The organism is Methanobrevibacter sp. (genome assembly GCF_045541095.1).
GTDB lineage: Archaea > Methanobacteriota > Methanobacteria > Methanobacteriales > Methanobacteriaceae > Methanocatella.
The window spans coordinates 1-13,333 of the sequence record NZ_JAZQIJ010000124.1 but is presented as its reverse complement, the minus strand read 5'-3'; the positions used below and the strand labels follow the sequence as shown (position 1 = coordinate 13,333).

Below are 13,333 nucleotides of genomic sequence, written 5' to 3'. Positions count from 1 at the left end.
TGAAGACATTAACGAACAAAATGAAAATGATTTTGACAATCACGAACACATTGACAATTTTGACATTATTGAATACGAACAACAACAATTAAGAATGATATTTGAACATAGTAATATATTAATTGATTTAATGTAATGTCGGAAAATTTATTCAAAATTCAATTTTGGGAACTCTAAACAAAATTGAATAGTAAAAGATATATATATTACACAACAAAAATAAGTACACCATGGTGATTAATTATGGCAGAGATATCAGACGCAATCGCAATGATAAAAAAAGCTGAATCAGATGCTGAACAACTTATTGTTGATTCACAAGCACAATCTAATGATTTGATTGCTGAATCAAAAGCAAAAGCTGAGGAAATCATTTCCCAGGCTAAAGGTGCAGCAGAAGAAGAAGCTAAAAATACTGTTTTTGATGCAGAAGATAAAGCTAAAAATGAAGCTGCCGATATTGCTAAACAGTCCGAAGCGGACGTTGCATCCATTAAGGATAAAGCTATGGCAAATGTCGATGAAGCTGCTTCAATTATTGTCAAAAATATATTGTAGTGTGAGTTTATATGTTCAAGACAGCTAGAATGCGAAAAATTAGAATAGTTACACTGGAAAAGTATGTAGCTCCTACAGTGGACGCTCTCCACGAACAAGGGCTTATACAAGTCAGTGATATTTCTGATAGCATTCAGCAAGATCCTGAATTAGCGGAGCAAGTTACTCCTGCAAAAGCTAGTCCATACACTGGTAAATTATCTTCTCTTCTTATGAAAACAAATGGTATATCTGAACTATTAGGAAATTCTTTATCAGAAGGCCATGGGTTAAAGGACACTTTAATGTCTTTTATTAGTCCAGACATGCCAGTTCAAAAAGAAGTTGAAAAGTTAGATACTGAAGCTTTTATTGCAAAAGCAGAAGATACTTTAGCACAGGTGGAAAGCAAAACAAGTGTAATTGAGAGTAAACTTGCCGCACTCGACGCTGAAACAAGTGAACTAAAGTCTAATAAAAGTTTGGCTAATCGCTTATCTAATTTTGACATGGATTTAGCTCTTTTAAAAGATTCAAAGTACACTTCTACTACTGTTGGAAGGATTGATGCTGGATCTGCTTCAGAAATCAAAAACGAATTAAGTAAATTGACTGACGAATTAGAAATATTCACTGTTCCTATGGATGATAAGGAAGGAGAAATTATCACTGTAGTAACATTAAAAGAATTTAATGATGAAGTTTATTCAACTCTTCGTAAATTCGACTTTGAGAAAATTGAAATTGGTGATGTTGAAGGAACACCTCAACAGATTATTTCAAATGCTGATTCCAGATTATTAACCATTGAATCAGAACGTGCTTCTGTTAAAACTGAATTAAGAGCAGTTGCTGAACAATGGGATGATGATATATTAGCTCTCAAAGAACAAATAGAAAATGAAAAAGATAAGAACGAAATCCTTTCATCATTTGTTCAAACCAAAGATGCCTACATTCTTGAAGGTTGGGTGCCTGTAAAAGACACTGAAAAGGTTGAACAATTGGTTGAAAAAAGTTCTGATGGACATTGTGCCTTTGAAACAATAGAGGTTGAAGGTACAGATGATGAAAATGTTCCGATTTTACAACAAAACGGATGGTATGCAAAACCTTTCGAATACCTTGTTGATATGTACTCTCCTGTACGTTACAATGCAATGGACCCAACAATATTTGTTGCAATCACATTCCCATTCTTCTTCGGTTTCTGTTTAACCGATGCAGTTTATGGTTTAGTTGTAGCTGCAATTGGTGTAGTATTATTAAGAGGTCTTGGAAAAGTTAAAGAATCAATGCACTCATTTGGTTGGATTTTAATTTGGTCTGGTTTGTGGGCTGTTATACTGGGTCTGATAACCAACGGTTTTATTGGGGATTTCCCAGAAAGAATCGCTGGTTTCCGTTTGCCAACTGTAATTCCTGCAGTTGAAGCATTTGTACATCCGGATACCATTTTAATAATAGCAATTGCAGTTGGTCTTCTTTATACCAACGTCGGATTTATCTTAGGTGCTATTAACAACATAAGATACGGCAATGTTAAAGATGCAATTGGTTCTCAAATCTGTTGGTTTGTTTTCGAAGCTGGTCTTATTTTACTTGCTTTAGGATACTTGATGCCTGCTATAGGTATGATTGGAATGATTCTAGGAGCTATTTTAATAGTTGCAACTATTGGAATGTTAATTTGGGCTAACGGAGCATACGGTGTAATGGATATTTTCGGTTACATGGGAGATGTTTTATCTTACGCTCGTCTTTTAGCATTATGTTTAGCTACTGGTGGTATTGCTATGACTGTAAACATCTTAGCTCAAATGTTAAACAATATGGTGCCATATGCAGGTATTGTTATTGCAATTATCATATTCATATTTGGTCATATTGCAAACTTCCTCTTCCAAGTATTAGGTGCATTTATTAACGCTTTACGTCTTAACTATGTAGAATTCTTCTCTCAATTCTTCATGGAAGGTAAAGGTAAATTCGAAGCTTTCAAAGCAAAAAGAACATTTACTAAAATTAAAAATTAAAAATTTTTCATTTATATCTTAAATTAAAAAAATCAATATTATTTCAAAGGTGAATTAAATATGGTAGAAATTGGTTTAGGAGCTGCTTTAGCTGCAATTGGTGCTGGAGTAGCAATCGGTTTTGCTGGATTAGGTTCCGGTTTAGGTCAAGGTATGGCAGCTGCTGGTTCTGTAGGAGCAGTTGCAGAAGACAATGACATGTTTGCAAGAGGTATTATTTTCTCTGCATTGCCAGAAACTCAGGCTATTTACGGTTTCTTGGTCGCAATCTTATTACTTGTATTCTCAGGATTATTAGGTGGAGACGCAACTAAATTAACCCTTGAAGCAGGTATCGTTGCTATCGGTGTAGGTGCGTCCATTGGTTTTGCTGGATTAGGTTCCGGTATGGGTCAAGGTATGGCTGCAGCATCTTCCGTTGGTGCTATTGTAGAAGACAATGATATGTTTGCACGTGGTATTATCTTCTCTGCATTACCAGAGACACAAGCTATTTACGGTTTCTTGATTGCTATCTTACTTATGGTATTCGGTGGAATCTTAGCTTAAGGAGGCATTTTATATGAGCTCAGGCACAGATAAAATTGTTTCAAGCATTATGTCTGAAGCCCAAGAGAAAGCTGATGTAATCATTCAAGATGCAAATGCAGAAATCGCAGCTATCACATCAAAAGCTGAAAAAACTGCAGAAGCTGAGAAAATTAAAATTCAAGAAAACGGTAAAAAACAATCTGATATGAGATATCAGCAAATTATCTCTGAAGCTAAGATGAATGCTCGTAGAGCAGAATTAGGCGCTAAAGAAGAAGTCATCGAAGCAGCTTTTACTAAAGCTACTGAAGAGTTAAAAGCAAAAGCAGCTTCATGTGATGAAGAATACGAAGATTCATTAAGTAAAATGATTAAAGAAGCTGCTGATGAACTTGGCAGCAATGATTTAATTATTCAATTAAATGAAGCTGACACAAAAATCATGAAAGATCAACTTTCAGGAAGCTCTACTTTCCAAATAGAAGATATCACTTTTACATTAGGTGAACCTATTGATGCTATCGGTGGAGCTATTTTAAAAACAAGTAATGGAGATATTGAAGTAAATAACACTATTGAAGCTAGATTAGAAAGATTTAAAAGTATCTTACGTAGTGAAGTTGCTGAAATATTGTTTAAATAATTAGGAGGATAAATTATGGCAGATGAAATTGCTACCTTAATAAGTTCCATGGGACTTACACAAGAAACTTTTCTTGTATTCTGTGTAATAGCAATACTTGTTGTAGGTGCAGTCGTTGTAATCATTACATCTAGACCAATTTTGGACATTTATCCTTATCTTAACCCAAGTGCAAGAGTAAGAGCCAGAAAAGGAAGACTGTTTGACGAAAAACAAATTTCTGAACTTGTTGAAACCAACAACGTCGAAGAAGTTGAAAATTATCTCAGAGGTTCTCCTGAATACGCTGATGTTCTTGATGAATATCCTCTTGATAAAGCATTAGATGTAGAACGTGCTAATACTTATGACTTTGTTGCAAGATTAGCTCCTAAAGACATTCAAAAACCTTTCAAAGTAATGTCTAAAAAAGCAGATATCGACAACATTAAAAGTCTTTTAACTGCTAAGGAAGTCGGCCTCAACCCTGATGAAACAAGAGAATTATTAATTCCTTGCGGTTCATTATATGAGGATTTAAACTCATTAGCTGACTCTGACAGTGTAACTGACATTGTAACAAGTTTAGATGGTACTGAATATGCTACTGCTTTAGAAGATGCTCTTCCACAATATGAAAGCACTAATATGATTCTTCCATTAGAATCAGCTTTAGACAAATATTACTTAGGCAATTTATTACGTTCCACTGATGTTCCTTCAGATGAAAACAAACAAATTTTATACTCATATGTTGGAACTCAAGTTGACGTAGCTAATCTAAAACTAATTATAAGGGCAAAACAAGACGGCCTTGAATATGACCAAATTGCTCCTTATATTTTGGAAGAAGGATACCAATTACGTGAATGGAAACTTAAAGATTTAATGGAATCTCCGGATGTTACCAATGTAGTATCTGGTTTGGAAGGAACCAAATATGCTGAAGCATTGACTGATGCAATGCCAGTATATAATGAAACAGGTTCCGTTGCAATATTTGAAAAAGCATTAGATACCTATGCTTCCGAATATGCAAAATCATTATCTGTTAAAAAACCATTAGGTATTGGTCCAATTATTGGTTATTTAAGTCAAAAAGAAAATGAAATTAAAAATTTAAAAATTATTGCAAGAGCAAAAAGAGAAGCAGACTTCCCTAATGCTAAAATCATGGAGATGTTAATATGAGTTCTGTAGCAATTATAGGTGATATTGACACTGTATCCGGATTTAGACTAGGCGGTGTCAAAAAAGCAGAAGTAGTCAATACTTCTGAAGAAGCTATTGCAGCTTTTGACAAATTTTTAGATGAAGAAATTTCAATTATTATCATTACTCAATTAATGGCTAATGAAATTAGACAACACATTAATAGGAAAATTGGTTCAAACGTATTGCCAATGATAATTGAAATACCTGACAAAGATGGCTCCTCTGAAGGATCATCTGATCAAATAAATGACCTTATTAAAAGAGTTATCGGGGTAGAGATGGTTAAATGATTATTGAAGGAAATATTATTAAGATTGCTGGGCCTGTTATTATCGCAGACGGTATGAGAGGGGCTCAGATGCTTGAGATGGTTAGAGTAGGTGATGAGAAGCTTATCGGAGAAATCATCGAGTTAGAAGGTGACACCGCAACTATCCAAGTATATGAAGAAACAGCCGGTATTCAACCGGGTGAAGTAGTTGAATGTACTGGTGGTCCATTGTCAGTAGAACTCGGTCCAGGTGTAATGAGTTCTATTTTCGACGGAATTCAAAGACCTTTAAGAATCATCAGAGAAGAATCTGGTGATTTTATTGCAAGAGGTATTGATGTTGATTCCATTAACAAAGAGAAAAAATGGGCTTTCAAACCTGTAGCTAAAGTTGGAGACAAAGTTCAAGGCGGAGACGTTCTTGGTGAAGTACAAGAAACAACCGCAGTTTTACACAAAATTATGGTTCCTCCAAATATGGAAGGTGAAGTTACTGAAATTGCAGCTGAAGGCGAATACACAGTACTTGAAGATATTGCAGCTGTTGACGGAGAAAAAATCCAAATGCTCCAAAAATGGCCTGTAAAAAGAAGCCGTCCATACATTGAAAAATTAGATCCAGATATACCATTAGTAACTGGTCAAAGAGCTCAAGATACTTTCTTCTCCGTTGCAAAAGGAGGAGCAGCAGCTATTCCAGGTCCTTTCGGATCAGGTAAAACTGTTACACAACAGCAATTAGCTAAATGGGCTGACGCAGATATCGTTGTATATATCGGATGTGGAGAACGTGGTAACGAAATGACTGAGGTACTTACCGAGTTCCCATTCCTTGACGACCCAAAAACCGGTAATCCATTGATGGACAGAACTGTTCTTATTGCTAACACTTCAAACATGCCGGTAGCAGCTCGTGAAGCATGTGTATATACTGGAATTACTATTGCTGAATACTACCGTGACCAAGGTTACGATGTAGCGCTCATGGCTGATTCAACCTCAAGATGGGCTGAAGCTATGAGGGAGATTTCAGGAAGGTTAGAAGAAATGCCTGGGGAAGAAGGTTACCCAGCATACTTAGCATCTAGATTAGCACAATTCTATGAAAGAGCAGGAAGAGTAAAAACTATAGGATCAGATCCTCAAGTAGCATCTATTTCTGTAGTTGGAGCAGTATCACCTCCTGGTGGGGACTTATCTGAACCTGTTACACAAAACACATTACGTATCTGTAAAGTGTTCTGGGCTTTAGATGCATCTCTTGCAGATAAACGTCACTTCCCTTCAATCGACTGGCTGCAAAGTTACTCATTATATGTAGACAGTATTGAAGGCTGGTGGGCAGAAAATGTAGCTGCAGACTGGAGAGCAACTCGTGACCAAGCTATGGGATTATTACAAAAAGAATCCGAGTTACAAGAAATTGTACAATTGGTTGGTCCTGATGCATTACCTGAAACTGACCAAGCTACTTTAGAAACTACCCGTATGTTAAGAGAAGACTTCTTGCAACAAAACGCATTTGATGATGTAGATACATACTGTGCTCCTGATAAACAGTACAAAATGTTAAAAACCATTTTATTGTTCTACAAAGAATCTCTTGCAGCAGTTAACAGGGGTGCTCCAATCGCAAACATTGTTGCATTACCTGTAAAAGAAGAAATCGGTAAAATGAAATACATACCACAAGATGAATTTGATGCAAAAATTGCTGAAATTCAATCCGCAATTACTAAACAATGCAGTGAGGCTTAAAAATGAATACAAATATTAAAACTAGAGAATATACTACTGTATCTGAAGTCTCAGGTCCTTTGATGGTTGTTGAAGGAGTAGAAGGCGTTGGTTACAATGAAATTGTAGATATTGAAACACCTACTGGTGAAAAAAGAAGTGGACAAGTTCTGGAAGTAACTAAAGATGTTGCTGTTATTCAGGTTTTCGAAGGAACTAATGATTTAAACACTAAAGATACCAAAACAAGATTTACTGGACAAACCGCAAAAATCGGTGTTTCCAGAGACATGATGGGACGTATCTTCAATGGTATCGGTAAACCTATTGACGGTGGTCCAGAAATTATTCCTGATGAAGAATTAGATATTAACGGGGCTCCTATGAACCCTGCTTCTCGTGAATTCCCAGAAGAATTTATTCAAACTGGTATCTCTACCATTGACGGAATGAACACATTAGTAAGAGGACAAAAACTTCCTATTTTCTCAGGATCTGGTTTACCTCACAACGATTTAGCTGTGCAGATTGCAAGACAAGCTAAAGTATTAGGTGCAGACGATGAGTTTGCAGTTATTTTCGCAGCAATGGGTATTACAAACGAAGAAGCAAACTTCTTTATGAGAGACTTCGAACGTACTGGAGCTTTAGAAAAATTAACAGTATTCATGAACTTAGCAGACGACCCTGCTATTGAAAGAATCTTAACTCCAAAAATGGCTTTAACCACTGCTGAATATTATGCATTTACCTTAGGTATGCAAGTATTGGTTATCTTAACAGATATGACCAACTACTGTGAAGCTTTAAGGGAAATTTCTGCAGCAAGGGAAGAAGTACCTGGAAGAAGAGGTTACCCTGGTTACATGTACACTGACCTCGCTGGTATCTATGAAAGAGCAGGACGTATTGATGGTAAAGAAGGTTCTATTACTCAGATGCCTATCTTAGTTATGCCTCAAGACGATATTACTCACCCAATTCCGGACTTAACCGGTTATATTACTGAAGGACAAATCGTATTAAGTAGGGAAATTTCCCGTAAAGGTATTTACCCTCCTGTAGACGTACTTCCTTCACTTTCTCGTTTGATGAGTGGTGGTATCGGTGGAGACAAAACTAGGGATGACCACAGTGGTGTATCTGACCAACTTTATTCTGCATATGCAGAAGGTCGTGAATTAAGAGACCTCGTTGCGGTTGTAGGGGAAGAAGCACTTACTGAAAGGGATCAAAAGTTCTTAGAATTTGCTCAAGCATTTGAAGACCAATTCATTACCCAAAGTAAAGATGAAGACAGAACAATCTTTGAAACTTTAGACCTTGGTTGGAGTTTACTTAAAATCTTACCTAAATCCGAACTTAAAAGGGTTAAAGAAGAATTTATTGCACAATACCTTCCAAAAGATGACTAATCTCATTACAGTGATGTAGGTGATTAAATGGCACAAGATATTATAGATGGAATTAATCCAACTCGTATGGAATTATTATCCCTTAAAAATAGGACAAAACTTGCTGTTAAAGGGCATGGTTTGCTTAAAGAAAAAAGGGATGCTTTAATTAAAGAGTTTTTTGATATCTTGGATCGTGTCAAAGGTATTCGTGAAAATGCAGAAAACAGTCTTAAAGAAGCAAATGATGCTTTACTTGAAGCTCAAATTGCAATGGGTGATTTAGCTGTTAGAAAAGCAGCGTTATCCGTTAAAGAATCCATTGATGTTGAAATCTCTTCAAGAAGCGTTATGGGTGTAGCAGTACCTGTAACTGATGTCAAAATGGAAAAAAGATCCATTATTGATAGGGGTTACGGATTTTCTGATACTACCATTCAACTGGACGAAGCTGCTAAGAAATATGAGGAATCTATTAAGTATCTAATCGAGCTCGGTGAAGTAGAAAAAACAATTTATTTACTCGCTGAAGAAATCGAAGCTACTAAACGTAGGGTAAATGCTTTGGAACATATTATGATTCCAAGATTCCAAAATACTGAAAAGTATATTGATATGAGACTCCAAGAAATGGAAAGGGAAAACTTCGTTAGATTGAAAATGATTAGATCAACTATTGAGAAGAATGAGAAAAAGGCTGCTGAAGCTGAAGCGGCTTCAAAAGCTGAAGCTTAAATTTCTTCTTAAAACTTTTCATTTTCTTCTATTTTTTATTATTTTTTTAAAAAAAGATTTTTAAAAGGTTTATTTTTATAGAAAAATAATTTTATTTAGTTATTGTAAAAAAATTATTTACTAGAAATTTCAAGAAAACGGTGTAAAAATGAAAAGAAATCCAATTGACCAATATATGAAAGACCCTGATAATAAAGCAAAGGTATTTATTTGGATGACAAGGGGAATGATTGTTACTACTTTTATGATTACAATTGGAGTAATATTATTCATTATGCATTTGGTTGGCTTCTTTTAGCTATGCTATTTACTTTTTTACTGGATAATTCAACTTTTTCAACTAATTTTTCAAAACTTTCATCTTTATCAATTATGGTCAGTAAGGGCTGTGATTTTTCTGTGATTGAGCCGATGTGAGGAAGGTCATAGATGTTGTCTAAATCTATTTTTTCATATTTCATTCTTGCTGGCGAATATATAATTTTTTTGTAGGAGTAACATTTCGGTTTTGGAATTTCAACTTTTTCTCCACGGCATGCTCTGATATGTGCATCCAGCATGTTTATTTGAAGTGACATTTCCATACATTCAAATGTTCCCTGAATTCTTGGATTAATTTCTATGACGTATAATCCATTTTCATTAAGGATATAATCAACGCCATTGGATCCCATCAGATTGAATTTTCGAGCCAGATTATATGATGTTTCTTTCATGCATTCATTTACTTTGTCCGCATCATCCACATCTGTCATTATGGATTTTTCATCTAAAGGCAGGATGTTTCCAATGTATATGAAACTGTCTTTAACTCCAAAATCATTTTCGCACAGCAATCTTGTGTTCATGATACATTCGGCATCATTTTTTGTTGCAAGAACTGATGAACTTAGACTAACACCTTCAACATATTCCTGCAAAATGAAATCCCCTTTGTTTATTTGAAAATCACTTTCATTATCTAGAAGGTTTATGTCATAACCTCCACTTCCTTGAAGGGGTTTTAAAATAAATTGAGTATTCTTATAACTTTTATCAATTTCAATGGCTTCATCTATATCATTTATAGCAAAAGTCATAGGGGTTAAGAATTCATTTTTAATTTTCTTATAGAATCTGAACTTGTTTTCAATGTCTTCAACGTCAACAGTTCCCAAAATTTTCTTTTTGTGCTGTTTTTTAAAATCACTTGGAGACACGCCTGATATTGGAATGATGTAATCCACTTCATCGATGTAATCTTTAGAAGTTTCTAAAATATTTCTGCTGTCAAATTGATCTTCAAAAATTCCGCAGCTTTCACCGTCGCTTTCATTTAAGATTATTTTCTGATTTTTAATTTGTGGTGTGTCTGAAGTTGAAAAATAGCTTGTGGAAAAAATTTCATAATCTAACTTCAACGCACTGTTAAGCATACTTCTTGTATCAATTCCAATAAGCAATAGCTTTTCCATAAAATATCAATAAAAATAGTTAGTTAGAAATAGTCCCGAGCGGAGTCGAACCGCCGTCTCCGGGTCCAAAGCCTAGAAGGATTACCACTACCCTACGGGACTATATTTTGTTGTAAATGTACAACAATAATAATATTTAAACCATGTAGTATTTAAACCTATCGGTTTTCTGACAATTTTTGATAAAATAAGCATTTCTCATGCCACATACAATTAAAACAGATTTTTGTGACGCTTTCCTTTGAATTGAAAATGGAATCAATTTTTTCAAACAGGTCAGAGGCATCATATTCTTTGCCGGGGTCTAGTTTTTTTAAAACTTCATTGTCCATGCTTACAATTCTCTCGTTTTGCGCAGGATTTCCACAAATATTATTCTCTAAATTTGGGCATGCTTTGCAAATGTCGTCAGGGAAATCTGTAAGTGTTATCACTGTACCCTCAGATTTTCTCAAGGCATTGACTTCAATCATGTTTTCTACAAATGCATCATCATAGCCGTAACCTTGAAAACCCTTGAGGCATAACAGATGATGTCCTCTTAAAATCAGTTTCATAATTATCTAAAAATAAAAAAAAGAAAGGTTAAAAACCTTTTTTTAGTCTTTTGGTAAAAATACTTTTGATACTGATGCAGCACCTAATATTTTTACAATATCTCCCATAATAAATGGAACAAGACCCATCATTAATAATTCAACAATGCCTAAGGTTGTACCTTGAGCGAAATAGAACCATAATGCAAGACCTGCAAGTCCTGGAATGTATATTAATGCAAAATTAGCAATTCCAATAACTGCAGCCATTCTTGTAAAGTTACGTGCTTTTGCATATTTTTCAGTGATTGTTCCTATAAAGTATGATGCTATTATAAATCCTATAAAGAATCCTCCGGTTGATCCAAGGAATGTTTCAAGACCTCCGGTCATTCCTCCAAACCAAGGGATAAATGCAATACCTAAAACAACATATAAGATTTGACTTAAACATCCATATTTTTTACCTAAAAATAATCCTGAGCATAATACTGCAAATGTTTGTGCAGTTATAGGAACAGGAGTCCATGGGAGCGGAATAATGATTTGAGCCATTATACCAGTAAAACATGCCATCATAAATGACATGAGTACTTTAGTTGCAGTACTTGAGTCTTGAATTCTTTCAAATACGTTTTTTCTAGCACTGTAATATCTATCGAAATTTACATTCATTTTTTTCCCTCCAAAATTCAGAGTTCTATATAATATTTATTCATTAAAATATTTATTTTTATGTATTGAAAAAATAAGGAAAAATGAGAATTGGTATTCTCATTAGTCAATGGTTATTAATTGAAGATCATGAGGCTTTTTAACTATGTTGACTGAGTTAAAAGCTACTAATCTTTTAATTCCTTTTTGTGATGCGACATCAACTAGTCTTTGGCTGATTACACCATCAAAAATAACAGTATCGGCGGTTCCTTCTATGTTTTTAATTTCTTCATAGATTTCTTCCACTTCTACTTCTTTAGTCATGTTTAAAGCTTCATCCAAAATGGCACCGCTGCCTGTTCCTTCAAACTCTTTTAACATGTCTTTCATTAGGGTTACTTCATCATCTTCGATTACTGGTTCTTCGACACGTTGTTGTTGGCGACCATATTTATTGTGTTGCTTTTTGTTACGTCTGTCGTGTCTTTTGTTGTCATTTTTACTTTTCTCATTGAAGATATTGTGATTAGCTAAAAATTGTGCTGTAGGAACTTTATCTCTAAGAGCAACTAATACTTCATCTTTTTCCAAATCTTCAACTTCTTTTCCTTTAGGAGCTCTTGTAATGTAGTCTACTTCTCCTATTTGCAGAAGTTCTTTTAGGATGAGTTCTCCACCTCTGTCCCCATCAACAAATGCGGTAGTTGTTCTTTTTTTACTTAAATCCCCAATTGCCTGTGGAACACTAACACCTTCAACAGCTACAGTGTTTTTGATTCCATATTTAAGTAAGTTTAAAACATCACTACGGCCTTCCACAACAATAATTGCATCAGATGTGTGGATACTAGGGCCTGCAGGTAAGCGTTCATCACCATATTCGGAAATTTCATGAGCCCTCATGGCTTCCCTTACTTCTTCAATCATTTTCATGCTTGCAGGACCAACGCTTTCAACCATGTTTTTATAGATTTCTTTTGCACGGTTTACTACTTGTTCTCTTTTGACAGCCCTTACATCTTCAACTTTTAAAGTTTGGATTTCGGCTTCACAAGGTCCAACACGATTGATTGTTTCGAGGGATGCTGCGAGAATGGCAGTTTCAACTCTATCTAAACTGGAAGGAATAACAATTTCTCCTTTAGCTCTTCCACTATTAGAATGGATGTTTACTTGGATTCTTCCTATTCTACCAGTACGTTGAAGCTCTCTTAAATCTAAATCATTACTGAGTAAACCTTCAGTCTGTCCGAAAACAGCTCCGACAACATCAGGTTTTTCAACAATTCCATTAGCAGTAATTTGAGCATGGATTAAATATTTTGTTGTTGTTAATTCTTCTCCTTTTCCCATTTTTAAGCCTCCAGCTTAATTTAATCGGGATAATTTATGTTTTTCTAAAAATTAATAGGATTTTTAGCAAGTAAATTGCATAAATTATACGATAAGTTCAAATTTCAAAGAGTCTTTTGACCTTTTATACACTAAAAAGAGTTAATACATATTGAGAATGTTACTATTAAGGTTTACTAATGAATTCTAAAAACATCATGTTATTTTGTGATTTATTTTTAACTTTTTAACTTTTTTTTACCTTAATAATAAATT

The 13,333-nt window shown here is 34.8% G+C and carries 14 protein-coding genes and 1 tRNA gene; 10 read left to right on the top strand and 5 right to left on the bottom strand.

Going from position 1 to position 13,333, the window contains the following annotated elements:
- Positions 1-243: 243 nt before the first annotated feature.
- The 10 genes from ACKI2P_RS05190 to ACKI2P_RS05145 all read left to right on the top strand — a co-directional run bounded on the left by ACKI2P_RS05190 (position 244) and on the right by ACKI2P_RS05145 (position 9,376).
- Complete coding sequence (locus ACKI2P_RS05190; RefSeq protein WP_407375652.1) at positions 244-558, top strand: V-type ATP synthase subunit H; 315 nt, start codon at positions 244-246, stop codon at positions 556-558.
- An 11-nt stretch (positions 559-569) separates the two neighbouring features.
- Positions 570-2,573: a V-type ATP synthase subunit I gene (locus ACKI2P_RS05185; RefSeq protein WP_407375650.1), complete on the top strand. Its 2,004-nt coding sequence runs from the start codon at positions 570-572 to the stop codon at positions 2,571-2,573.
- Between the two features lie 60 nt (positions 2,574-2,633).
- Positions 2,634-3,122, top strand: a complete 489-nt coding sequence (locus ACKI2P_RS05180) for a V-type ATP synthase subunit K (protein ID WP_303739350.1) — start codon at positions 2,634-2,636, stop codon at positions 3,120-3,122.
- A 13-nt stretch (positions 3,123-3,135) separates the two neighbouring features.
- Positions 3,136-3,747, top strand: a complete 612-nt coding sequence (locus ACKI2P_RS05175; protein WP_407375648.1) for a V-type proton ATPase subunit E — start codon at positions 3,136-3,138, stop codon at positions 3,745-3,747.
- A gap of 15 nt (positions 3,748-3,762) precedes the next feature.
- On the top strand, positions 3,763-4,917 hold the full coding sequence (locus ACKI2P_RS05170) for a V-type ATP synthase subunit C (protein WP_407375646.1): 1,155 nt from the start codon (positions 3,763-3,765) through the stop codon (positions 4,915-4,917).
- Positions 4,914-5,231 carry a V-type ATP synthase subunit F gene (locus ACKI2P_RS05165; protein WP_407375644.1) on the top strand — a complete coding sequence of 106 codons (318 nt, stop codon included), beginning with the start codon at positions 4,914-4,916 and terminating at the stop codon, positions 5,229-5,231. The genes ACKI2P_RS05170 and ACKI2P_RS05165 overlap by 4 nt, the downstream gene beginning before the upstream one ends.
- Positions 5,228-6,970, top strand: a complete 1,743-nt coding sequence (locus ACKI2P_RS05160) for an ATP synthase subunit A (RefSeq protein WP_407375642.1) — start codon at positions 5,228-5,230, stop codon at positions 6,968-6,970. The genes ACKI2P_RS05165 and ACKI2P_RS05160 overlap by 4 nt, the downstream gene beginning before the upstream one ends.
- Before the next feature lie 2 nt (positions 6,971-6,972).
- A complete protein-coding gene (locus tag ACKI2P_RS05155; protein ID WP_407375640.1) occupies positions 6,973-8,364 on the top strand; it encodes a V-type ATP synthase subunit B in 1,392 nt (463 codons plus the stop codon).
- 27 nt (positions 8,365-8,391) lie between these two features.
- On the top strand, positions 8,392-9,078 hold the full coding sequence (locus ACKI2P_RS05150; protein WP_407375638.1) for a V-type ATP synthase subunit D: 687 nt from the start codon (positions 8,392-8,394) through the stop codon (positions 9,076-9,078).
- Between the two features lie 148 nt (positions 9,079-9,226).
- The gene (locus tag ACKI2P_RS05145) at positions 9,227-9,376 is read left to right on the top strand and encodes a hypothetical protein (RefSeq protein WP_407375637.1); all 150 of its coding nucleotides are present in this window, start codon (positions 9,227-9,229) and stop codon (positions 9,374-9,376) included.
- Here the strand turns inward: ACKI2P_RS05145 and ACKI2P_RS05140 are convergent.
- The 5 genes from ACKI2P_RS05140 to dnaG all read right to left on the bottom strand — a co-directional run bounded on the left by ACKI2P_RS05140 (position 9,351) and on the right by dnaG (position 13,078).
- Complete coding sequence (locus ACKI2P_RS05140) at positions 9,351-10,532, bottom strand: ATP-grasp domain-containing protein (RefSeq protein ID WP_407375635.1); 1,182 nt, start codon at positions 10,530-10,532, stop codon at positions 9,351-9,353. The two genes, ACKI2P_RS05145 and ACKI2P_RS05140, sit on opposite strands and share 26 nt — an antisense overlap.
- A 30-nt stretch (positions 10,533-10,562) precedes the next feature.
- Positions 10,563-10,634, bottom strand: a tRNA-Gln gene (locus ACKI2P_RS05135).
- Positions 10,635-10,690: 56 nt separating this feature from the next.
- Positions 10,691-11,089: a DUF1284 domain-containing protein gene (locus tag ACKI2P_RS05130; protein ID WP_407375634.1), complete on the bottom strand. Its 399-nt coding sequence runs from the start codon at positions 11,087-11,089 to the stop codon at positions 10,691-10,693.
- A 42-nt stretch (positions 11,090-11,131) separates the two neighbouring features.
- Positions 11,132-11,743 (bottom strand): biotin transporter BioY, encoded by a 612-nt coding sequence (locus ACKI2P_RS05125; RefSeq protein ID WP_407375632.1) that lies wholly within the window; start codon positions 11,741-11,743, stop codon positions 11,132-11,134.
- A gap of 102 nt (positions 11,744-11,845) precedes the next feature.
- A complete protein-coding gene (gene dnaG, locus ACKI2P_RS05120) occupies positions 11,846-13,078 on the bottom strand; it encodes a DNA primase DnaG (protein ID WP_407375630.1) in 1,233 nt (410 codons plus the stop codon).
- Positions 13,079-13,333 lie beyond the last annotated feature (255 nt).

What these genes read in the sequence shown, in the direction of transcription:
- ACKI2P_RS05190 (WP_407375652.1), top strand. Translation starts at nt 244, where the DNA reads ATGGCAGAGATATCAGACGCAATCGCAATGATAAAAAAAGCTGAATCA.
- ACKI2P_RS05185 (WP_407375650.1), top strand. Translation starts at nt 570, where the DNA reads ATGTTCAAGACAGCTAGAATGCGAAAAATTAGAATAGTTACACTGGAA.
- ACKI2P_RS05180 (WP_303739350.1), top strand. Translation starts at nt 2,634, where the DNA reads ATGGTAGAAATTGGTTTAGGAGCTGCTTTAGCTGCAATTGGTGCTGGA.
- ACKI2P_RS05175 (WP_407375648.1), top strand. Translation starts at nt 3,136, where the DNA reads ATGAGCTCAGGCACAGATAAAATTGTTTCAAGCATTATGTCTGAAGCC.
- ACKI2P_RS05170 (WP_407375646.1), top strand. Translation starts at nt 3,763, where the DNA reads ATGGCAGATGAAATTGCTACCTTAATAAGTTCCATGGGACTTACACAA.
- ACKI2P_RS05165 (WP_407375644.1), top strand. Translation starts at nt 4,914, where the DNA reads ATGAGTTCTGTAGCAATTATAGGTGATATTGACACTGTATCCGGATTT.
- ACKI2P_RS05160 (WP_407375642.1), top strand. Translation starts at nt 5,228, where the DNA reads ATGATTATTGAAGGAAATATTATTAAGATTGCTGGGCCTGTTATTATC.
- ACKI2P_RS05155 (WP_407375640.1), top strand. Translation starts at nt 6,973, where the DNA reads ATGAATACAAATATTAAAACTAGAGAATATACTACTGTATCTGAAGTC.
- ACKI2P_RS05150 (WP_407375638.1), top strand. Translation starts at nt 8,392, where the DNA reads ATGGCACAAGATATTATAGATGGAATTAATCCAACTCGTATGGAATTA.
- ACKI2P_RS05145 (WP_407375637.1), top strand. Translation starts at nt 9,227, where the DNA reads ATGAAAAGAAATCCAATTGACCAATATATGAAAGACCCTGATAATAAA.
- ACKI2P_RS05140 (WP_407375635.1), bottom strand. Translation starts at nt 10,532, where the DNA reads ATGGAAAAGCTATTGCTTATTGGAATTGATACAAGAAGTATGCTTAAC.
- ACKI2P_RS05130 (WP_407375634.1), bottom strand. Translation starts at nt 11,089, where the DNA reads ATGAAACTGATTTTAAGAGGACATCATCTGTTATGCCTCAAGGGTTTT.
- ACKI2P_RS05125 (WP_407375632.1), bottom strand. Translation starts at nt 11,743, where the DNA reads ATGAATGTAAATTTCGATAGATATTACAGTGCTAGAAAAAACGTATTT.
- dnaG (WP_407375630.1), bottom strand. Translation starts at nt 13,078, where the DNA reads ATGGGAAAAGGAGAAGAATTAACAACAACAAAATATTTAATCCATGCT.